Annotated in this window: 23 protein-coding genes; all 23 read left to right on the top strand. The window is 38.9% G+C overall.

From position 1 onward, the window contains the following. The first annotated feature begins 257 nt into the window (after positions 1–257). The 23 genes from flhA to ccmI all read left to right on the top strand — a co-directional run bounded on the left by flhA (position 258) and on the right by ccmI (position 22,378). Entirely contained in the window at positions 258–2,354 is a 2,097-nt protein-coding gene (flhA, locus tag H5084_RS02345) for a flagellar biosynthesis protein FlhA (RefSeq protein WP_051368922.1), read from the top strand. A gap of 12 nt (positions 2,355–2,366) precedes the next feature. Next, complete coding sequence (gene flhF / locus H5084_RS02340) at positions 2,367–3,821, top strand: flagellar biosynthesis protein FlhF (protein WP_028867416.1); 1,455 nt, start codon at positions 2,367–2,369, stop codon at positions 3,819–3,821. A 61-nt stretch (positions 3,822–3,882) separates the two neighbouring features. Further along, positions 3,883–4,755 (top strand): MinD/ParA family protein, encoded by an 873-nt coding sequence (locus H5084_RS02335; protein WP_037070847.1) that lies wholly within the window; start codon positions 3,883–3,885, stop codon positions 4,753–4,755. After that, positions 4,756–5,466 carry an RNA polymerase sigma factor FliA gene (locus tag H5084_RS02330; protein WP_028867417.1) on the top strand — a complete coding sequence of 237 codons (711 nt, stop codon included), beginning with the start codon at positions 4,756–4,758 and terminating at the stop codon, positions 5,464–5,466. It begins immediately after the preceding gene. Between the two features lie 185 nt (positions 5,467–5,651). After that, positions 5,652–6,035 carry a chemotaxis response regulator CheY gene (cheY, locus tag H5084_RS02325; RefSeq protein ID WP_028867418.1) on the top strand — a complete coding sequence of 128 codons (384 nt, stop codon included), beginning with the start codon at positions 5,652–5,654 and terminating at the stop codon, positions 6,033–6,035. 17 nt (positions 6,036–6,052) lie between these two features. Beyond that, positions 6,053–6,799 (top strand): protein phosphatase CheZ, encoded by a 747-nt coding sequence (locus H5084_RS02320; RefSeq protein ID WP_182689413.1) that lies wholly within the window; start codon positions 6,053–6,055, stop codon positions 6,797–6,799. A 12-nt stretch (positions 6,800–6,811) separates the two neighbouring features. Then, the gene (locus H5084_RS02315) at positions 6,812–9,073 is read left to right on the top strand and encodes a chemotaxis protein CheA (protein ID WP_182689412.1); all 2,262 of its coding nucleotides are present in this window, start codon (positions 6,812–6,814) and stop codon (positions 9,071–9,073) included. Between the two features lie 10 nt (positions 9,074–9,083). Then, positions 9,084–10,286 (top strand): chemotaxis response regulator protein-glutamate methylesterase, encoded by a 1,203-nt coding sequence (locus H5084_RS02310; protein WP_028867421.1) that lies wholly within the window; start codon positions 9,084–9,086, stop codon positions 10,284–10,286. Beyond that, positions 10,279–11,031 carry a flagellar motor protein gene (locus tag H5084_RS02305; RefSeq protein ID WP_084296184.1) on the top strand — a complete coding sequence of 251 codons (753 nt, stop codon included), beginning with the start codon at positions 10,279–10,281 and terminating at the stop codon, positions 11,029–11,031. Before H5084_RS02310 ends, H5084_RS02305 begins: the two co-directional genes overlap by 8 nt. Beyond that, positions 11,031–12,017 (top strand): flagellar motor protein MotB, encoded by a 987-nt coding sequence (locus H5084_RS02300; protein WP_051368925.1) that lies wholly within the window; start codon positions 11,031–11,033, stop codon positions 12,015–12,017. Before H5084_RS02305 ends, H5084_RS02300 begins: the two co-directional genes overlap by 1 nt. A gap of 2 nt (positions 12,018–12,019) precedes the next feature. After that, positions 12,020–12,793, top strand: a complete 774-nt coding sequence (locus tag H5084_RS02295; protein WP_028867423.1) for a ParA family protein — start codon at positions 12,020–12,022, stop codon at positions 12,791–12,793. Beyond that, positions 12,794–13,486 carry a chemotaxis protein CheW gene (locus tag H5084_RS02290; RefSeq protein WP_182689411.1) on the top strand — a complete coding sequence of 231 codons (693 nt, stop codon included), beginning with the start codon at positions 12,794–12,796 and terminating at the stop codon, positions 13,484–13,486. A gap of 69 nt (positions 13,487–13,555) precedes the next feature. After that, a complete protein-coding gene (locus H5084_RS02285; protein WP_028867425.1) occupies positions 13,556–14,044 on the top strand; it encodes a chemotaxis protein CheW in 489 nt (162 codons plus the stop codon). A gap of 20 nt (positions 14,045–14,064) precedes the next feature. Next, a complete protein-coding gene (locus tag H5084_RS02280) occupies positions 14,065–14,457 on the top strand; it encodes a DUF2802 domain-containing protein (RefSeq protein WP_182689410.1) in 393 nt (130 codons plus the stop codon). A 696-nt stretch (positions 14,458–15,153) separates the two neighbouring features. After that, a complete protein-coding gene (gene ccmA, locus H5084_RS02275; RefSeq protein ID WP_182689409.1) occupies positions 15,154–15,792 on the top strand; it encodes a cytochrome c biogenesis heme-transporting ATPase CcmA in 639 nt (212 codons plus the stop codon). Beyond that, positions 15,785–16,453 carry a heme exporter protein CcmB gene (gene ccmB / locus H5084_RS02270; RefSeq protein ID WP_028867428.1) on the top strand — a complete coding sequence of 223 codons (669 nt, stop codon included), beginning with the start codon at positions 15,785–15,787 and terminating at the stop codon, positions 16,451–16,453. The genes ccmA and ccmB overlap by 8 nt, the downstream gene beginning before the upstream one ends. A 121-nt stretch (positions 16,454–16,574) precedes the next feature. Further along, positions 16,575–17,336, top strand: coding sequence for a heme ABC transporter permease (locus H5084_RS02265; RefSeq protein WP_182689408.1), 762 nt, complete (start codon positions 16,575–16,577; stop codon positions 17,334–17,336). Between the two features lies 1 nt (position 17,337). Beyond that, a complete protein-coding gene (ccmD, locus tag H5084_RS02260; RefSeq protein WP_028867430.1) occupies positions 17,338–17,544 on the top strand; it encodes a heme exporter protein CcmD in 207 nt (68 codons plus the stop codon). Further along, a complete protein-coding gene (ccmE, locus tag H5084_RS02255; RefSeq protein WP_028867431.1) occupies positions 17,541–18,011 on the top strand; it encodes a cytochrome c maturation protein CcmE in 471 nt (156 codons plus the stop codon). Before ccmD ends, ccmE begins: the two co-directional genes overlap by 4 nt. Before the next feature lie 12 nt (positions 18,012–18,023). Next, positions 18,024–20,012 carry a heme lyase CcmF/NrfE family subunit gene (locus H5084_RS02250; protein WP_182689407.1) on the top strand — a complete coding sequence of 663 codons (1,989 nt, stop codon included), beginning with the start codon at positions 18,024–18,026 and terminating at the stop codon, positions 20,010–20,012. Then, positions 20,005–20,547 carry a DsbE family thiol:disulfide interchange protein gene (locus tag H5084_RS02245; protein WP_182689406.1) on the top strand — a complete coding sequence of 181 codons (543 nt, stop codon included), beginning with the start codon at positions 20,005–20,007 and terminating at the stop codon, positions 20,545–20,547. Before H5084_RS02250 ends, H5084_RS02245 begins: the two co-directional genes overlap by 8 nt. Next, entirely contained in the window at positions 20,544–21,038 is a 495-nt protein-coding gene (locus H5084_RS02240) for a cytochrome c-type biogenesis protein (protein ID WP_182689405.1), read from the top strand. The genes H5084_RS02245 and H5084_RS02240 overlap by 4 nt, the downstream gene beginning before the upstream one ends. Beyond that, positions 21,035–22,378, top strand: a complete 1,344-nt coding sequence (ccmI, locus tag H5084_RS02235; RefSeq protein ID WP_182689404.1) for a c-type cytochrome biogenesis protein CcmI — start codon at positions 21,035–21,037, stop codon at positions 22,376–22,378. The genes H5084_RS02240 and ccmI overlap by 4 nt, the downstream gene beginning before the upstream one ends. Positions 22,379–22,660 lie beyond the last annotated feature (282 nt).

Raw genomic sequence — 22,660 nt, 5'->3', positions numbered from 1 at the left:
ATTTATCTAAACTGGTATTGTTGCAGTGTTATCACTAAAATATAAGCATAAAATTAGTTAATATGTTTGATTAATAAGCATTAATTACTGGTTATGATCAAATTTGTTCAGGCAAGTTTCTATTTTTTAGCTATTATTTATGTCTATGCTCACGAGTTAAATTCGTAAAGCTAATATCTGCTACTTGAGTTTGTTAAAGTAGGCTGAATATAAGACATATTAACACTCGCTAATACATTCATTTTTTAGGTGACGCTATCAACACTGTTTTTTCATCTCTATGGGCTAAACGCGCAATTTTCTTCGGCGGTTTAGGTACTCCAATTTTAGTGTTAGCTGCACTAGGCATGGTTATTTTACCTATGCCTACTTTACTGCTGGATATCCTATTCACTTTTAATATTGCCCTCGCGTTAGTGGTTTTATTAGTTTCAATTTACACCAAGCGGCCACTAGATTTTGCTGCTTTCCCAACTGTTCTATTAATTGCTACCTTACTGCGCTTGGCGTTAAACGTTGCTTCTACCCGAGTGGTATTGTTAGAAGGTCATGAAGGTGGCAATGCTGCTGGTAACGTGATCGAAGCCTTTGGTTCGGTGGTGATTGGCGGTAACTTAGCCGTTGGTTTAATTGTTTTTATCATCTTAATGATAATTAACTTTGTGGTAATTACCAAAGGTGCTGGGCGTATCTCAGAAGTAAGCGCTCGTTTTACCCTGGATGCAATGCCGGGTAAACAAATGGCCATTGATGCGGATTTGAATGCTGGATTAATTAATCAAGAACAAGCTCGAACCCGCCGCGAAGAGGTCACCATGGAAGCTGACTTTTATGGTTCTATGGATGGTGCTAGTAAGTTTGTAAAAGGTGATGCCATCGCAGGTATCATGATCTTGTTTATCAATATCATTGGTGGCTTTATTATTGGTATGGTGCAATATGATCTACCTTTAGCTCAAGCTGCTGAAATTTATACGTTATTAACGATTGGTGATGGGCTTGTTGCACAAATACCGTCATTGTTACTATCGATTGCTGCTGCGATCACAGTTACTCGTGAAAATACTGAAGCAGATATGGGTAATCGAATGTTGGGGCAGATGTTTGATGACCCTAAGGCATTAACGATTACTGCTGGTATATTATTAGTGATGGGCATTGTGCCTGGCATGCCACACCTTGCTTTTTTAACCCTAGGTGGAATTGCAGCAGGTGGTGCATATTGGCAATTAAAGCGTTTGAAAGTTAAGCAGGAAACAGCCTTAGCGATCCAAGAAAATGGTGGACCAATTAGTGATAAACCTGCGGAAGTTAAAGAGTTAGGTTGGGATGACGTGCGCAGTGTCGATACCATTGGTTTAGAAGTCGGTTATCGCCTTATTCCGCTGGTTGATAAATCACAGGGAGGGCAGTTATTAGATCGTATTAAAGGGGTACGTAAAAAACTATCACAACAAATGGGTTTTTTAATTCCTCCTGTGCATATTCGAGATAATTTAGATTTATCGCCAAACAATTATAATATCTCCTTGATGGGTGTAAGCTGTGGTCAAGCAGATATATACCATGATAAAGATATGGCCATTAATCCAGGACAAGTGTTTGGGCCGATTGACGGGATTACCGGAGTTGACCCCGCGTTTGGATTAGAAGCGGTTTGGATTGATGAAGTGCAGCGTGAACAAGCACAAGCATTAGGTTACACAGTAGTCGATACCGCAACCGTTGTTGCAACGCATCTTAGTCAAATATTAAGTAATCATGCCGCGCAGTTATTAGGGCATGAAGAAGCCCAAAATTTATTAGATATGCTGGCTAAGAAGCAGCCGAAATTAGTGGAAGGATTAGTACCTGAGGTATTGTCGTTAAGTACAGTTGTTAAAGTGTTACAAAGTTTATTAAACGAGAACGTTGCGATTAGAGATATTCGCTCTATTGTACAAACGTTAGTGGATTATGGGCCGCGTAGCCAAGATGCCGAAGTTTTGACGGCGGCGTGTCGAATTTCATTAAAACGTATGATTGTACAAGAAATTATCGGTAATGAGCCTGAAATCCCAGTGATAACGTTGTCTTCAGAGTTGGAGCAAATATTGCATAAGTCTATACAGGCTGGTGGATCAGATGGTGCGGGTATTGAGCCTGGGTTGGCAGAGCGTATTCAAAATTCATTAATTGAAGCGTCGCAGCAACAAGAATTGATAGGTCAACCTGCGGTATTATTAACATCAGGTGTATTACGCGGTACCTTGGCCCGATTTGTTAAAAATACAATACCGAGTCTACACATACTGTCTTATCAAGAAATTCCCGATGATAAACAGATTAAAATAATAAGCTCAATTGGGCAATAATGGTTGTAATCAATGAAAATTAAACGATTTTTTGCAAAAGATATGCGCACGGCTATGGTTGAGGTCAAAGAAGTCTTAGGCCCAGATGCTGTGATCATGTCTAATAAAAAAGTAGTAGGCGGCATTGAGATTGTGGCCGCAGTTGATTATCAATCACAAACCTCGGTTGATGTAAAAGCAGATCAAGGCGATGCACTCTCACAGTTAAAAGAAGATAGCGTGCAACTATCGTCGAAAAGCGCTGAAAAAGTACCAAAAATTAAATTACCTAATAGTATTCGTAGTAATCGTAAAGAAAACGGAGATGACTTTGCTAAATCGTTAAACTCGTTTTTTGGTAAAGTAAATGCACAGCAAAACAAGAAACCACAGCCTAAAAAACGTGATGATTTGCCTGCTTTTTCATTTCAGGAAAAAGATGAAAGAACTTCTAGCTCTTATTCATCGTCTCAACCGGCTACTTTAGCAGAGCAGCAAAATTGGAATAATCGACAAGAAGCGAGTGCACCTTTAACAAGAAATTCAGCACCCACAAATCGTGCGAGTGATAATAAAGAGATTGCCAAAATCAGTGAAGAGGTTGCTTCACTACGTAAGTTGCTAGAGCATCAGGTTTCAGGATTAATGTGGCAAGAAATTGAACGTAAAGAACCTGTTCGAGCGATGATCATTAAGTGGTTAAACAGCGCTGGTTTTTCCGATGAAATCGCAGATCACTTAGCAAGTTATGTTCCTGAAGATGCCTCTTCAAGTGAAGTACAGCACTACATTCAAGCATTATTGCAAGATAAAATATCCATAGGTCAAAATGAAATATTAGTGCAAGGCGGTGCCATTGCGCTGTTAGGGCCAACAGGAGTAGGTAAAACCACGACCATTGCAAAATTGGCTGCACAATTTGCGATTAAGTATGGCCCTGAACAAGTTGCATTAATAACAACAGATACCTATCGAATTGGCGCTCATGAACAACTGGCAACCTACGGTAAAATAATGGGCTGTGCAGTACGTGTGGCCAAAGATGCCGATGAGTTGTCACAAATTTTATACCAGTTTAGAGAAAAACGATTAGTGTTGATCGATACTGCCGGCATGGGACAGCGAGATGTGCGTCTTTCTGAACAGTTAGAAACCTTAATGAGTAGTAGCCGTGTTAATATTAAAAGTTATTTAGTGGTGCCTTCCACTGCGCAACGTAGAGTGGTAGAAGAAGCGTTACAACACTTTAAGCGTATCCCGTTATCGGGCTGTATTCTAACTAAAATAGATGAAAGTATTGGTCTAGGAGAAGTGTTAAGTGTAACCATGAAGCATGCATTGCCGATTAGTTATATCACTACTGGACAGCGTGTTCCTGAAGATATTGAAATTGCTAAAGTAGAAAATTTAATTAGCGGCACTTTATCGATGATGGAAACACAACAACAACAAGACAAACATCAATGGTATAGCAGCACTGAAGATTAATTCAAACATGGTTTTGTGTACTATATTGGTTTAACTAATTTAAAAATGATGAGTAACAATGATGATGGCAGATCAAGCAAGCGGTTTAAGAAGAATGAGAAATCAGCAGGTTAAAGTGATTGCTGTCACTGGCGGTAAAGGCGGTGTGGGTAAAACTAACGTGACACTTAATATGGCCGTGTCACTTGCTAAAATGGGTAAGCGAGTGATGGTACTCGATGCCGATTTAGGGCTCGCTAATGTCGATGTATTATTAGGGATCCGTGTTCTTAAAAATTTATCACATGTGTTGTCCGGTGAATGTACTTTAGATGAAGTGATTGTAAAAGGGCCGGAAGGCGTGATGATCATTCCTGCAACCTCTGGTACGCAATCGATGGTTGAATTAACGGATGTTGAGCATGCGGGATTGATTCAGGCTTTTAGTTCATTGCAAACCCCGATCGATGTTTTGTTAATTGATACCGCTGCAGGTATTTCCAACATGGTGGTGAGTTTTGCTCAAGCTGCTCAAGATGTATTGATGGTGGTATGTGATGAGCCGACTTCGATTACCGATGCCTATGCGTTAATTAAAATATTAAGTAAGCAAAATGGTGTTTATCGCTTTAAAATCGTCGCAAACATGGTGAGAAGCTTACGTGAAGGGCAAGACTTATTTACAAAATTAACACGTGTAACGGATCGATTCTTGGATGCTTCATTAGAGTTAGTGGCTTGTATCCCATTTGACGGCAATGTACGTCAAGCGGTAAGAAAACAAAAAACCGTGGTCGATGCCTTTCCAAAAACACCCGCTTCTCTTGCTTTTAAAGCGTTAGCAAATAGAGCTTGTGATTGGCCTGTCCCTCATCAACCCGGTGGACATCTAGAGTTTTTCATTGAAAAGCTTTTGCTTAATGATAAAGACGATACTTTGAAAGAGCTGTTATAAGTGATTAAAGCGCAGGGATACCAAACCGACACATCAGAGCTGATTGGACGACATTCAGATCTGGTGCAAAAAATTGCTTATCATTTGATGGCTAGGTTACCTGCGAGTGTACTAGTCGATGATTTAGTACAATCCGGCATGATCGGGCTATTAGAAGCTGCGCGTAATTTTGATGCCACTAAAGGCGCAAGCTTTGAAACGTTTGCGGGTATTCGTATTCGTGGTGCGATGTTAGATGAAATGCGGAAAGGTGATTGGGTTCCTCGGTCAGTGCATAAAAACAGTAGAACTATCGCCAGTGCTATTGATGCTGTTGAAAAACAAACTGGGGAAGACGCTAAAGAGATCGATGTCGCTAAGTATCTGCAAATACCATTACTTGACTATCAACAAATGTTGCAGGATGTTAATTGTGCAAGGTTGGTCGCCTATGAAGATTTAGCCAATCCAGATGATATGTTTACCCAGCCAAGTTCTTCCTTTGATAGTACTTTTGATGCTGTTGCAGATAATCAATTCACTGCTCAATTAGCGCAAATGATTGAACAGCTTCCACAACGAGAAGCATTAGTGTTATCGCTTTATTATGATGAAGAATTGAATTTAAAAGAAATAGGCTTAATTCTTGAAGTCAGTGAATCACGTGTTAGCCAAATTCTTAGCCAAGCCGTACATCGACTGAAATCTAAAGTTAATCCTGATATAATGTAACTAATAAGGGGTAATTCCATGGAGTTGCTCACACTGTAAGTACCAAGCTAAAAAATAATGTAGAAATATAATGTTTTTTTCCAATTTTTATCTACTTTTATTGTAGCTAATAATAATAGGTAGATTGAAATACCAACAGGCAGATTTAAATAACAATAAGTAGATTTTTGACTTAGGGGAATGTTTTGAAAAAAGATATGAAAGTCTTGATTGTTGATGATTTTTCAACAATGAGAAGAATAATTAAAAATTTGTTAAGAGACTTGGGTTTTACCAATACCTATGAAGCCGATGACGGTCATACAGCCCTACCTATGTTAAAAAGTGGTAACTTTGATTTTGTGGTCACTGACTGGAATATGCCAATCATGCAAGGTATTGATCTTTTAAAAGAGATCCGTAAAGACCCTCAATTAAAACACCTTCCTGTTTTAATGGTAACCGCTGAAGCAAAACGAGAACAAATTATTGAAGCTGCTCAAGCTGGTGTGAATGGATATATTGTTAAACCATTTACAGCGGGTACGCTGAAAGAGAAATTAGATAAAGTATTTGAGCGTTTAGGTTAACTTTGGGGGGTTGCAGTATGGCAAATCCAATTATGCCACACATATCGCTCTCTCAAGCTAAGGCGCTTGTAGCACACTTAGAAGCTGAACAAATCACTGAAGCTAATAAGATTGTAGAGAGTATTGATTTTTCAGTTACATCCGATCAGATTATATTTGAACAAATTGGCGAACTTACGCGTGATTTGCATGAAGCTTTACTCAGTTTTAATAACGACACGCGTTTAGTTGATTTAGCAGGGCAAGATTTGCCGGATGCAAAAAACCGTCTAAATTATGTTATTGAGATGACTGATAAAGCGGCAAATACTACCATGGATGCCGTAGACTACTGTTTGCCTATTGCAGATAAATTAATTAACGATTTAGAGGCTATCACACCAAGCTGGCAAGGGTTAATGACACGTAACTTAGAATTAGGTGATTTTAAGAGGCTATGTCATTCTCTCGATGAAATTTTTGATCATTCTAAAGTCAGTGCCGTTGATTTACGTAATAAATTAACAGAAATTTTAATGGCACAAGAGTTCCAGGATTTAACTGGGCAAATGATTAATCGAGTGATTGATTTAGTACAAGAAGTTGAATCTAAGCTGGTTGTCATATTGACTGTTTGTAGTAAAGAAAACGAATTAGCTAACTGCACAAAAACACAACATAATAACATTGAGCCTGAAGGTCCTATTATGAACGCTGAAACGCGTGAAGACGTTGTTAATGGACAAGATGACGTTGATGATTTACTTTCAAGTTTAGGATTTTAAAGGAACCGGGAAATGACATTTGAAGTAGATGAAGAGATCTTGCAAGACTTTTTAGTTGAAGCTGGGGAAATTTTAGAATTGTTATCCGAACAACTCGTTGAGTTAGAAAATAACCCCAATGATACCGAGCTGTTAAATGCTATTTTCCGAGGTTTCCACACCGTAAAAGGTGGTGCTGGCTTTCTTTCACTGACGGAGCTAGTGGAGACTTGTCACGGCGCAGAAAATGTTTTTGATGGCTTACGTCAAGGAAACCGTCAAGTTGATTCTGAATTGATGGATACAATCTTAGGCGCGTTAGATATTATTAATGACCAATTTTCTGCCGTGCAAAATGGCGAACAAATGGAAAAAGCCTCAGCATCACTTTTAGATGCATTACATCGATTAAGCAAAGCTGCTGCTACGACTGAAGTTGAGCAAGTTGCCGTTGCTTCGCCAGAAGCGATCATAGAGCCAATTCTTACAACGTCAGATAATATTAGTGATATTGATGAATTTGAGTTTGATGCACTACTAGATGAATTACACACCCAATCAGGTTCCAATGTAGAAGCTCAACCCGTCAAAAAAGAAAATGCGGATATTACTGAAGATGAGTTTGAAAATTTATTAGATGAATTGCATTCAAAACCGAACACAAATAATGAAGCACCTAAACAAGATGCTGGCGACGATTCAGATATTAGTGATGACGAATTCGAATCATTGTTAGATGAGTTGCATGGGGTAGGCAAGCATTCATTATCTGCAGCGGCACCTGCAGCTACTGTTGAGAGTGATAGCGATGAAATTAGTGATGATGAATTCGAAAATTTACTCGATGAATTGCATGGCAAAGGCGCGCATGGTGGTATAGCTGCAATTGATAAGGATGCTTCAGACGAGATCAGTGATGATGAGTTTGAATCATTACTTGATGAGCTACACGGCTCAGTAAAAAGTACTGCGACTGAGTCAATACCGCCTGAAACAATACAGTCCACAGTCAAAGCCACACCCCAAACGCCTATTGCTAAATCTGAGCCATTAAAAAGTGAAGCTGTAAAACCGACTATAGCTAAAGAAAAAGCAGTGGCTGCAAAAGCGCCTGCCAATAAAGTAGCGCAAGCTGAGCCTACAGTGCGGGTTGATACTAGTACACTAGATGAAATCATGAATATGGTCGGTGAGCTGGTGTTAGTACGTAACCGCTTGGTGAGTTTAGAGTCAACATCCGACAATGAAGAGATGTCACGTGCGATTGCTAATTTAGCGATAGTCACCGGCGATTTACAAGGTTCAGTGATGAAGACGCGTATGCAGCCTATCAAGAAAGTATTTGGTAAATTTCCTCGCGTGGTACGAGATCTTGCTCGTCAATTAGGTAAAAATATCCACTTAGAATTAGTGGGTGAAGAAACAGACCTTGATAAAAATTTAGTAGAAGCTTTGGCCGATCCTTTGGTGCATTTGGTGCGTAATTCCGTAGACCACGGTATTGAAATGCCAGATGTACGTATGCAGTCAGGCAAAGAAACACAGGGAAGAATTTTATTATCAGCCGCCCAAGAAGGCGATCATATCTTATTAGTTATCGAAGATGATGGCGCAGGAATGGATGCTGAAAGATTAAAACAGATAGCGATCAATAAAGGCATCTTAGATCAAGATGGTGCGGATCGCATGACCGATAAAGAAGCGTATTCTTTGATTTTTGCACCTGGCTTTTCAACAAAAGCTGAAATTTCAGACATTTCTGGACGTGGTGTAGGGATGGATGTAGTTAAAACCAGTATCAGTCGCTTGAATGGAACAATTTCTATAGATTCTGCGATTGGTAAGGGGACTCGTTTAGAAATTAAAGTACCGCTCACGTTAGCTATTTTACCTACTTTGATGATAGTCATTGCGGAACAAACATTTGCTTTACCATTAACTAATGTTAATGAAATATTCCATCTCGATTTAGCTAAAACCAATGTCGTGAATGGCCAACTGACTATCGTGATTCGAGACCGTGCTATTCCTTTATTTTACTTGCGAGATTGGTTAGCGCCTAAAGCACCACGTGCTGAAAAAGGTAAAGGTTTAGGTCATGTTGTGATTGTGCAGCTTGGTACTCAATTGGTGGCTTTTGTAGTGGACGGATTGTTAGGGCAAGAAGAGGTGGTTATCAAAGCCTTAGATAAATTGTTGTCAGGTACGCCAGGTATGGCGGGTGCAACCATTACAAGTGATGGTGGAATAGCTTTAATCTTAGACTTGCCAAGTTTACTAAAGCACTACACGTAAAGGAAAGTTAATGACGATTAAAGTATTAGTAGTTGATGATTCAAGTTTTTTTCGTCGACGAGTTAGTGAAATTATTAATGCATCGCCTGCATTAGAAGTGATTGCGACAGCGAATAATGGCCAAGAAGCCATCGAGATGGTGATTAAATATAAACCTGATGTTGTTACCATGGATATTGAAATGCCAGTAATGAATGGCATCACGGCAGTGCAAAAAATTATGGCATCGACACCGGTGCCTATTTTGATGTTTTCATCATTAACACACCAAGGTGCAAGTGCAACGCTAGACGCATTAGAAGCGGGTGCTTGTGATTTTCTGCCGAAAAAATTTGAAGATATTGCCAGAGATAAAGAAGAAGCAACCACATTATTACAACAACGTATTCAAACGATAGCCAGAAGAAGGGTTTATCGAGTGGCAGAGAAAACGGCTGAAGCTACGCATAGTTCTGTCTCCCATAGTGTCAATAAACCTAGTATTGTTAGTAAACCTATTACTGCAGGGGCTGCTTCACCTTCGTTAACGGCATTACAAAGAGCAAATGAGCGTCAGCAGATCTCCGCCAAAAGTGCGTCAAATTCAAATCTGTCAAGCGCGACAGTGGCGGCAGCAAAACCTATGCGTACTAAAGCATCGGGTAAGTCATACAAGGTGTTGGCTATTGGTACTTCAACGGGGGGGCCTGTTGCATTACAAAAAATACTAACTGCATTACCTAGTGATTTTAAATTACCGATTGTGTTAATACAGCATATGCCAGGTACATTCACAAAAGCATTTGCAGAACGTTTAAATAGTAACTGTCGGATTGCGGTGAAGGAAGCTGAAAATGGTGACATATTAAGAGCAGGCTGTGCTTATTTAGCACCCGGTGGTAAACAAATGATGGTTGGGCCAAATGGGCAAATAAAAATATTAGATGGTAGTCCTGCGCTTAACTATAAACCGAGTGTTGATATTACTTTTGCTTCTTTATCAAAATCATACGCAGATAAAGTACTGGCAATTGTGTTGACCGGTATGGGCGCAGATGGGCGAGATGGGGCACGTTTATTAAAAGATAAAGGTGCTGAAATTTGGGCTCAAGATGAAGCAAGTTGTGTTGTCTATGGCATGCCACAAGCGGTTACCAAGGCGGGAATAGCCACGGAGTCAATTGCATTGGAGCAAGTGGCCAAACGAATTTTAGTGGAATTAAAGCATGAATAGAATAGGTATTGTTGGCTTCATTGTCATCGTATCTAGTGTGTTATTTGCACAGCTTTATCATAATGCACCGTTGAGTGGATTATTTGATCTCGCTGCTTTTTTAATTGTGTTTGGTGGTACCGTTGGCACTATTTTAATTCAATCATCTTCAAAGCAATTAAAAGATGCTAGTACACAGTTATTCACCTTATTTACACCTCCTCGTTATTCTCTAGATGAGCAAATACAAAAACTCAAGCATTGGTCTGTGTTATCTCGGCAGGAAGGGTTTTTAAGCCTCGAAAAGGAAAACCTAGAACAAAACGATAGTTTTACTCAGATTGGTATTGCTATGTTAGTGGATGGCTGTGATAAGGCTGCATTACAAGAGGTTTTGCAACAAGAAATTGAATTAGAGATGGATCAGCACGAGCGGAGTGCACAGGTTTTTGATGCGATGGGTGGATACAGTCCTACCATCGGTATTATTGGTGCAGTACTAGGCTTGATTCAAGCAATGGCATTTCTAGATCAGCCTGAATTATTGGGACAAGGCATCGCAGTTGCTTTTGTCGCAACTATTTATGGGGTTGCTTTTGCTAATTTTATGTTCCTGCCTATTGCCAATAAAATCCGTTTAAACTATCAACATCGAGCATTATTTCAAGAGATGTCGATGGTGGGATTAATTGCGATTGCTGATGGTGAAAATAGCTTATTATTAGAACGTCGATTACATGGGTATATCGCTAGAGCTGCTTACTAATGTCTAGACGCAGACCTCGTTTACATCAAAAGCAAAATAATCATATCCACCGTTGGACCGTCTCTTACGCAGATTATATGACCTTGATGTTTGCTTTATTTGTAGTGTTGTATGCGGTTTCGTTGAATAAAGAAGAAAAATACCAAGAAATTATTAGTGTAATTCAAAGTGCCAGTAAGTTTGTTCAACCTACCAATAGTGGATCTAATGCGACAGGCATATTAACTAAAAATAGTAACGATATTAAAGATAATACCGGCCCTGCATTAATTAGTGATGGTGATAATTATGCTCAGGGTTATGTTAGCGATTTGCCTTTTGAGCAACTTTCTATACAACAAATACCGGCTGAGCAGCTATCAACGCCACATGGTTATTATACTGGCAATGCCTTAAGCGAGTTACAGTTATCATTACAAGCTGAATTAGAGACAGAGTTAGAAGCAGGCGATCTAAGTGTTGATTTAAATGGTGATTGGCTAACCATTGAAATGAAAGGTCCGTTATTATTTGCAGCCGAAAGCCATACCATTTTAAATGCAGCTGAGCAGAAAATTGGACGCATTGCTGCTGTTTTAGCGCCGGCGACTAATATGATTCGATTACGTGGTTATACTGATTTAACTAACGTTTCCAACGAATTATACCAGTCAAACTGGGAGTTATCGGCATTACGTGCGATCAGTGTGTTACATGCTTTTAATGAGCGTGGTATCGTTGGAGAAAGAATGGTGATTGAAGGTTATGGAAAATTTCAGCCGATCACTGATAGTAACGGAAAAGTAGATCCATTAAACAGTCGTCGAGTGGTTATTGCAATCTCAAAATTTGCATTATATACAGATAATTCCTTTGGCAAAGACAATATGAAATCAACGGATAAAGAACAACAAAAAATATTACGCACACCTAAACCAGATAGTGAAGAAATGCGCGAGGTTTACCTTCCTAATGGACGACTAATTATTACCACAAGGCAGGAATAACGGTGAAAGTTTGGACGATTGCAAATCAAAAAGGTGGGGTCGGAAAAACCACAACCGTCACATCCCTTGCAGGGATCTTGGTGGATCGTGGATTTCGTGTTTTATTGATTGATACGGATCCACATGCATCATTAACCAGTTACTTACAATATGATTCAGACCAATTACCGGTAAGTTTATATGATTTGTTTCAAGATCCCGCGACTACCAAGGCGGAATTAGAAAAATTAATATTGCCTACAGCAATTGATAATTTATCCTTAATTCCAGCATCAATGTCGTTAGCCACCTTAGATCGTGTATTGGGAAACCAACAAGGTATGGGACTATTTCTCTATAAACAGCTTAAATTAGTCGAAGATGATTACGATTTTGTGCTTATTGACTGCCCGCCGGTATTAGGTGTGATGATGGTCAATGCATTAGCGGCGTGTGAACGGATCTTGATCCCTGTACAAACTGAGTTCTTAGCATCGAAAGGACTACAACGTATGGTACAAACCTTAGGCATCATGCAGCAGTCGAGAGGCAAAGATTTTAACTATTGCATTATCCCTACTATGTTTGACAGGCGTACCAGTGCTTCAATCAAAACTTTAGATGAACTAAAAAAGACCTATCAAGATAAAGTATGGAATGGTGTTATTCCTATTGATACTAAATTTAGGGATGCAAGTTTAGCTCACTTGCCTATTTCACATTTTATAAAAAGTAGCCGCGGTTCTTTTGCTTATGAAACTTTATTAAATTACTTGCTACAAACTGAGCATAACTAAATGAAAAACAACAATGACGAAGCCATGAAAAACTATTTTGATTCTATGCTTCATAATGAAAAAACGACGCCAGCCCCAGAAAAATCAGATAAATTAGAAAAAAAGGCCTCGACTGAATTTGCAGAGTTACCAGGATTACCTGAAGAATTAGTGTTTTCACATGCAAGTACTAAAGAGCAACTGGATTTACAAGTATCAGAAGAAGCTGTGATACAAAAACAACCCGCAGCTGCGGATGAATGGAAAAATATTGACGTAGATAATGAGTTTCAAGCATTATTTTTTGAGCTTAATCATGTTACGTTTGCAGTGCCTTTAACTGATTTAGGTGGTATCTATCACCTTGATAAAGAACTTAATTTTTTGATGGGTAAACCTGCTTGGTTTTCTGGTGTCACAAAACATAATAATAAACTCTATAATATCGTCGATACATCATTATGGTTGCAGCTTGGTTGCAGCGCTAAGGATCTTAAGTATAGTCATTATATTCTATTGGGTAGTACCGCTTGGGGATTATCCTGTGAGAAGTTATTAGGCACTGAAAATCTTAACAAAGATCAAGTGAGGTGGCGCGATAAAAAAGGATCTCGTCCTTGGTTAGCGGGTATGGTGAAGAATAAAATGTGCGCTTTGATCCATGTACAAGAATTAATTAAGCTATTGAATCAAGGAATGGACATTCGAGGCTAGGTTAGCATGGAAATTTAAATATTTGCTACTAAACTAAATTAAAATTAATAACATTTAAGCAGAGGCAAAATGAATATAGAATCTAAAATGTCTGATAAATCATCAGAAGATGAAATTTTTCAACGTGTAACGTTTCTTTTAGACAACGAAACATATGGTATCAATGTAATGCAGGTGCAAGAAATTTTGCGTTACAGCGAAATTGCAGCAGTGCCGGGGGCCCCCGATTATGTAGTAGGGATTATCAACTTGCGCGGTAATGTGGTTACTGTTATTGATACTCGCTCTCGCTTTGGGTTAATGCCTGCAGAGATCACTGATAATAGCCGTATTGTTATTATTGAAGCAGAAAAGCAAGTGATTGGTATTTTAGTAGACAGTGTTGCTGAAGTCGTTTATTTGAAAAAATCAGAGATGGAACCAGCTCCTCATGTTGGTACTGAAGAAAGCTCTCAATTTATTCAAGGAGTTTGTAACCGCGACAATGGTTTGTTAATTTTAGTTGATTTAAACAAATTACTCAGTGATGATGAGTGGGACGAGTTAAACCTACTTTAATGACCTGTATCGAGTAACACATGTTTTTACAATATATTCCTTGGCTAGCACTTTTGTTAGCCATTATTTTTTTTATTACTATGCTTTTTTTATTTAAAAAAATGAGTAAAAAAACGCACTCTTTAGAAGTATTAGTGAAGTCTTTACTTGCACAGCAAGAAGCCCATAAAAAACAATTTATAGAGATTCATTCTGGTGCGGTAGGAATGGGGAGGAAGCTGCAGCAGTTAGATGTAGTGGTGAGAAAAACCCAAGAAAACCAAGTTAACTTAGTGGCTTCTGCACCTGAAAATAGGCTTTATACACGAGCCATGAAAATGGTTGAGCTTGGAGCAAGTGTTGAAGAGTTAATGACAGATTGTGAATTGCCTCGAGCTGAAGCTGAGTTGTTAGTTAATCTACACCGCAAATAACTTGGGCCAATTAAGTTGAGCAACATAATTTTAACGACATAAGCATTGTTAGTCATAAGGGAAACATTGCTAGTCATAATAAAAGCACAGGCGCACTACCTTAATGAAACTCAAAATGCCAGTGCCGCCTGTTCTGAGTTGAAGTTAAAAGTCTTGATGATTATTTATTGACGCTGAGAGTGGGGTTGAGTCGCAACATAACGTCATTACTTTTTGTTTTTCAATCAATACTGACACATTTCAATACTGTCACCCATCAATTCATTAATCTACATATCATTAACTTATATATCATTAAGCTATATAGGGACTAAAAAAGAGGTGAATACCCTCCATTCTTATAATAATAGATTATTCATCTTAACTTCCCCATTTTTTCTTATTTTACCTGATCTCCGATAGTTACTCGGCTGCTTTTTCTATGTTAGGATCCGCTAACATTTTAATATGACATTAAATGGCATATTATGACGATTGTACTTTTTAAAGTATCACTTTTTGGTCATACTCTTGAGCGCATTATTGTTAAAGTAAAAATAATGAAATTCATTATGTTATCGCGATGAATGTTATAGCAAATATGTAAGACAGCTATGTAAGCAAGGTTAGTTTGATAAGGCGATACAGAAAAACAAGAAATGCAGCTAAATAAGGCAGATCACTTAATTATTAAGATTGCTATAAGGGTAAGTTAGAATGTTTCAGTGTAAAAACTTAACTTGTGTGCGTGAAGAGCGAGTTTTGTTCAATAATCTAAATTTTACCCTAGCTCCCGGCGAAATATTACAGGTCGAGGGACCTAATGGCGTGGGAAAAACCAGCTTATTCCGTTTACTGGTGGGGTTATCGACTCCCTATGCAGGAGAAGTGCACTGGCAACAGCAAAATATAATGTTAGATCGTGATTATTATTATCAAAATATACTTTATCTCGGTCATAAGTCGGGCGTGAAACCTGAATTAACCGCACTTGAAAATCTACATTATTTCCATCACTTATTTAATCCCAAGGTTAAATTCGATGCATGGGAAATTTTGACCTTAGTAGGTTTAGCGGGATATGAGAATGTACCAACGGCACAACTATCAGCCGGTCAGCAGCGTCGTGTGGCATTAGCCAGAATGTGGTTTAGTGATTGCCCGTTATGGATTTTAGATGAACCGTTTACGGCAATCGATAAAAATGGCGTACAAGTGATTGAAAAATTATTAATTAAACATGCTGAAAAGGGTGGCATGGTGATATTAACGACTCACCAAGATTTATTGTTACCACCACAATTATATAAGAAATTAACCTTACAAAAGCCAGCGGCAGGAGAGCAATATGTTTAATGCTTTTTTGCAGATTGTACGTAAAGAATTATTAGGGGCTTTCCGCCAACAAAGTGATATTTTAAATCCGATTTGGTTTTTTGTTATTGTGGTTACGTTATTTCCACTAGGGATTGGCACCGACCCGGCTTTATTAGCTCGTATTGCACCTGGGATTATCTGGGTTGCAGCCTTGCTAGCTGCGTTACTATCCTTTGAGCGTTTATTTAAAGATGATTTCATTGACGGTTCTCTAGAGCAAATGATGTTAGCACCACAACCTTTAACCTGGTTAGTCAGTGCCAAAGTGTTTGCACACTGGCTACTAACCGGGTTGCCGATCTTATTAGTTTCTCCTTTATTGGCAGTGTTTTTATCACTACAGGAAAATACTTTCTGGGCGTTGTTTTTAACCTTGCTGATCGGCACGCCAATTTTGAGTTTACTGGGTTCAATTGGCGTTGCGTTAACTATTGGCTTACGCAAAGGCGGTGTGTTGTTAAGTTTGATTATGCTGCCTTTGAGTATTCCTATTTTAATTTTTTCAACGATGGCGATTGATGCTGCAACATTTGGGCAATCGTATATTGGTTTATTAGCGTTATTAGGTGCCATGTTAGTTGCAGCAATGACATTAGCTCCTTTTGCTATTGCTGCTTCATTAAGGGTTAGCGTTAGTTAATCTATTTGCTAAGTGTCAGCGTATAGACTGTTGTGTTTGTTAATGATCAATACTGATAACTCAATATCAGGTATTATTTAAACTTTTTTATTAATGTAAAGATCAATATAGAGATTCGATTATGTGGAAATGGTTACACCCCTATGCAAAAGCGGAAAAAAGTTATGCATTATCAGGTAAGTTAATGCCGTGGTTTTTGGCCGTTGCATTGCCTACTTTTATAGTGGGTATGATTTGGGGCTTGGCATTTGCACCAGCAGATTATCAACAGGGTGATAGCTTTAGAATTATCTACATACATGTACCCGCTGCGATGATGGCGATGGGCGCATACTCGACGATGGCGATTGCCGCTTTTATTGGCTTAGTATGGCAAATTCGTTTAGCCGAAATGACTGTTGCAGCGACCGCTCCGATTGGCGCTGTTTATACTTTTATCGCTTTATTTACTGGTGCTGCATGGGGTAAACCGATGTGGGGTGCTTGGTGGGTTTGGGATGCACGATTAACTTCAGAGTTGATTTTATTATTTGTATATCTAGGCATTATTGCTTTATACAACGCTTTTTCAGACAAAGTATTAGCTGGGCGTGCAGCCTCTATTTTAACCTTGGTTGGCGTGATTAATTTACCTATTATTCATTTCTCGGTGGTCTGGTGGAATACCTTGCATCAAGGGGCAACTATCACTAAGTTTGATCAGCCTTCGATGGCAACCGACATGTTAATTCCACTATTGATCATGATTGTCAGCTTTGCCGCTTTTTTAGGGTTTATGGTGTTATACCGTTTTCGTAACGAAATCTTGCAAAGAGAAAGTCATCGCCCATGGGTGATCGCATTAGTACAACAATCCAGTTCTTCAGTTAATAAACGAGGTTAATATGGCATTTGCATCCTGGTCCGACTTTATCGCCATGGGCGGTTATAGTTTTTATGTTTGGTTAGCTTATGGCGTGTCACTATTCAGTGTTTTGTTGTTAGTTATCAGCACAGTGGCCAAGCGTAAAAAAATATTCAAGCATGTTGAACAACGCCTACTGCGTGAACAACGTATTAAAGCAGCTGAAAATAGAGAAGGCACCCTATGAATCCAAGACGTAAAAAGCGCTTATTAATCACCTCTTCATTAATTGTCGGGTTGTCTGTCGCAATTGGTTTGACGTTATTTGCACTACAGCAAAATATTGATCTGTTTTATACACCCGATGAAATCATTAATGGTAAAAACGAAACAGGTATAAAACCAGAAGTCGGCCAGCGCTTACGCGTTGGTGGTATGGTTTTAAATGGTTCTGTACAACGTGATCCAGAAAGCTTGAAAGTGAGTTTTGATCTGATTGATAATAAAGCAGGTCAAGTCACTGTTTATTTTGATGGTATTTTACCGGATCTTTTCCGTGAAGGTCAGGGGATCGTGGCACAGGGAGTGTTAAAATCACGTAATGCTATTGATGCTTTTGAAGTCTTAGCTAAGCACGATGAGGAATACATGCCACCAGAAGTTGCTGATGCGCTGAAGGGTATGGATCATTTAAAAACACAACAATCAAACTAAAGGGTTAGATTAATGCTTCCTGAAATTGGCCAATTTTCTTTAATCTTGGCATGTATACTGTCATTGCTACAAACTGTGTATCCACTTTACGGTGTTCATACGGGGCATCAAGGCGCTATTCGTAGTGCTAAAATATTTACTATTTTACAATTTGTGGCCGTCGCTACTTCCTTTGTTATTTTAAGTTACTCTTTTTTAATCAATGATTTTACCATTGGTTATATTGCGACTAACTCTAATTCCGCATTACCTTGGTATTACCGTTTATCTGCTGTGTGGGGCGCACATGAAGGCTCTTTATTACTGTGGGTCTTTTTACTATCGACTTGGAGCATTGCGGTTGCTTTAATGAGTAAACGCTTGCCGATTGAGTCGGTGGCGCGAGTGTTAGCGGTATTAGGTTTATTAGCCTTTGGTTTTTATTTGTTTGTTATTTTAACCTCGAATCCTTTTGACCGAACCTTGCCTTATTTCCCTATCGATGGCCGTGATTTAAATCCCTTATTACAGGACTTTGGCTTAGTCATACATCCACCTATGCTTTATATGGGGTACGTGGGGTTTTCTGTTGCTTTTGCTTTTGCTATTGCCGCTTTGTTAGAAGGGCGCTTAGATAGTGCTTGGGCTAAATGGTCTCGTCCTTGGACGATGGCTGCGTGGATGTTTTTAACCGTTGGTATCGCATTAGGCAGCTGGTGGGCTTATTACGAACTAGGTTGGGGCGGCTGGTGGTTTTGGGATCCAGTAGAAAACGCATCATTTATGCCATGGTTAGCCGGTACAGCCTTGATCCATTCTCTCGCGGTCAGTGAGAAACGTGGTGTGTTCAAATCATGGACAGTGTTATTAGCTTTAAGTGCGTTCTCTTTAAGTTTATTAGGCACATTTTTAGTACGCTCTGGTGTTTTGGTGTCGGTGCATGCTTTTGCTAGTGATCCAACACGTGGACTATTTATCTTAGGTTTCTTAGTGTTAGTGATTGGCGGCTCGTTATTATTGTATGCAATTCAAGCATCAAAAGTGAAAAGTCGTGGTCGTTACCAGTTAGTCTCACGTGAAAGTGTGCTGTTGATTAACAACATCCTATTAATCGCAGCTTTAATTGTAGTGTTATTAGGTACCTTGTTACCTTTAGTACATAAAGAAATTGGCCTTGGTAGTATCTCTATCGGCGAACCTTTCTTTAATCGTATGTTCACTATTCTTATTGTGCCTTTTGCTTTATTTGTGGGTGTCGGTTCATTATTCCGTTGGAAACGTCAGCAACTTAATGATCTGAAAAAGCCGTTAACGATGATCCTTATTCTAAGTGCGTTATCGACCGTTATATTCCTATTTACATTTGCGCCTTCATTAACTTGGTTAGCAGTAATGGGGACGTTTTTAGGATTCTGGATCATCGTTGGTGTGATCTATGAAATTTACCTGCGTTCAACACATCGTCATCGCTTTAGTAAAGGGGTGATGAAGTTAGGTAATAGTCATTGGGCGATGAGTTTTGGGCATTTTGGTTTAGCGGTGATGATTATCGGTATTACCATGACACAAAATTATTCAATCGAAAAAGATGTCAAATTAGCCGTGGGTGAGCATATTGCCTTTGAGCATTATGATTTTCATTTTGATCAAGTTAAACCACATAATGGGCAAAACTATACTGCCACTATGGGTGTATTTACGGTGAAAAAAGATCAACAAGCGATTGCAGTGATGGAAGCGGAAAAACGCATTTATACGGTGCAGCGTATGCCTATGACAGAAGCCGCAATTAATGCAGGTTTCACGCGTGATTTATATATCGCCATGGGAGAACAGTTACCCGATGGCGCATGGGCTGTACGTATCTATTATAAACCTTTTATCCGTTGGATCTGGTTAGGCCCATTGTTGATGGCATTCGGTGGTTTGTTAATGCTCTGTGACCGTCGTTACCGTAGTAAAAAAGACAACATTGAAAATAGTGAAAATAAACCAGCACCTTTAGGAGGCTCCGATGCTTAATAAACGTCGTGTATTAACCTTATTAGTGCCCTTTATTATATTTATCATTGGCGCTATTTTTTTAGCAACACCGTTATTAAAAGGTAGTGACCCCAGTAAATTGGACTCTGCTTTAATCGGGCAAGCTGTACCTGAGTTTACGTTGCAAGATATCTATGATGCAGATAAGCAATATGATGCGAGTATCTTCAAAGGTCAGAAAATGTTGCTTAATGTCTGGGCTACATGGTGCCCTACTTGTTATGCGGAGCACACCTATCTTAATAAATTAGCCAAACAAGGATTGTATATTGTCGGGATGAATTATAAAGATGACCGTAAAAAAGCGATTCGTTGGTTAAAAGACTTAAATGACCCTTACAAAATAAGCCTGTTTGATAAAAGTGGCATGTTAGGCATGGACTTGGGCGTTTATGGCGCACCTGAAACCTTTTTTATCGATAGCAATGGCATCATTCAATATCGTCATGTGGGCGATTTAAACGATAAAGTTTGGAATGATAAACTGCTGGCTATTTATGAGGATATGCAATGATTCAATTAAATAAAGTAAACAAATTACTGCCTTTGTTGCTCGCTGCCTGCATGATCTTATTCGCGCAAGCCAGTCAAGCAGCTATTGATACCTTTGAGTTTGAAAATGCGCAGCAAGAAAAAACCTTTCATGAATTAACTAAATTGTTACGTTGTCCTAAGTGTCAAAATCAAAACATTGCTGATTCCAATGCTGAGTTAGCAAAAGATTTACGCAATAAAACCTATGAGTTAGTGAAACAAGGGAAAAGCAAAGATCAAGTTGTGGACTATATGGTAGCGCGATTTGGTAATTTTGTGCGTTATGATCCGCCAGTTACGCCAGCGACAATATTTCTTTGGTTAGGCCCACTGTTGTTTATTATATTTGGCTTATTGGTGTTAATTAGACAAATTAAAAAACAACCAGCCAAAGCAAATAACTTAGATGACCAAGAACAGCAAAAGTTACAGCAGCTATTAAAACAGCATGCTAAGGATACAAAATCATGATTTTACAGTTTGTTATTGCCGCATTGTTATTATTGCTGGTATTTAGTGTGGTGATGGTAACCCATTTTATACGTGATAAAGCACAGCAGGGGCGAGATGAGGATCGCCGTAATCAGCTTAACCATGAGCTTTACGATATTCGATTGAAAGAAGTTGAAGACGACCTTAGCCAAGGTGTGGTGGTTGATAAAGAGGCAATGGTTGCTGAACTGCAATACAACCTGCTTGATGATATTGATGAAGGTAAGCAAAGTAAGCAAAATAACGCACAACATATCTGGGTACCTGGGGTTGTATTTCTGGTTTTAGCCACGGTTGCTTTGTATTGGTCAGTAGGTGCATTTCAAGAAGTGAATAACTGGCAACAAACGTTACAGCGCTATCCTGAAATACATAAAAAATTATTCGAAGAAAATGATGCACGACCTAATGAGCAAGAATTACAAGACTTAATGTTAGGGCTGCGCACACATTTAGCTAATCAACCTAATGATGCTGAAGGTTGGGTGCTATACAGCCGTTTAGGCCGTGTTTTTAAGGATAAAGAATTAGCGTTGGATGCCATTAAAAAGGCAGTTGACGTTGCACCAGAAAAGCCAGAGATAGAATTAGAATACATCGAATTAAAAATGAAAATTGGTGATGAGTATTCTCAAGCAACGGCACCTTTAATGCTTAAAAACTTCTTACAAAGATACCCTGATAATTATGATGCATGGTCAATGTACGGCTTTATGGCACTGCAACAGGAAAACTTTGCAGGAGCTGTTGAGCGTTGGCAAAAAATGTTGGGTTTAGTTGACCCTAAAAGTGAAAAAGCGATCATGCTGAGTAACAGTATTGATTATGCTAAAAAGCAATTAGTGCAACAGCAATTAGCGCAACAACAATTATCACAGCAAGCAGCGACTACTGGAACACAAACAGAGGGTGTTGAGAGTGAGCAGCAACTGAGCACAAATCAAGCGACGGCAGAGGCACAAGCTTCGCCTGCTGTAGTAGGTGCTGCTTACCAAGTTAATATTACTGTTGCACAACAAGTTAGCTATACTAAAAACAGTACGTTATTTGTTTATGCACAAGCTGTGAATGGTCCGGCTATGCCGATTGCCGCAGTTAAGTTACCGGTTAATGAATTTCCTGTGAAGGTTGTTTTATCCGATGCTAATGCCATGATGCAAGGTATTAAATTAAGTGACCATAAACAGTTTATTATAAAAGCACGTATTTCAGCTGATGGCACCGTGAATAAAACCAACGGACAATGGTCAGGAGTAAGTCAGGTCATAAAAGCAGGTCAGAAGGCGACGGTTAACATCGAGATCAATCAACAATCTTGATTGCTTACATTAATCCAACTTTAATACCTGACATTTTAATAACTGGCACTTTAATAATTGTGTAAAATAAACTCCATTCCATTAAGTACATGATCAGCTACTTAGCGGAATGGGTACAATTAACATCAACAGATAACAGTATCGAAGCATACTGTTATCTGTTCGCTATTCAAACGACTTAACTTTTAGCCTCAATAAAGTGGGCACTTAAGTCATACCAATTATATTAAATAAGTGTGATTGGTATTTTTTCTTACAATAATTTATCTCTTACTTAATTTG

The organism is Psychromonas sp. SR45-3, assembly GCF_014163575.1.
GTDB lineage: Bacteria > Pseudomonadota > Gammaproteobacteria > Enterobacterales > Psychromonadaceae > Psychromonas > Psychromonas arctica.
This window is presented reverse-complemented; position numbering and strand designations above follow the sequence as displayed.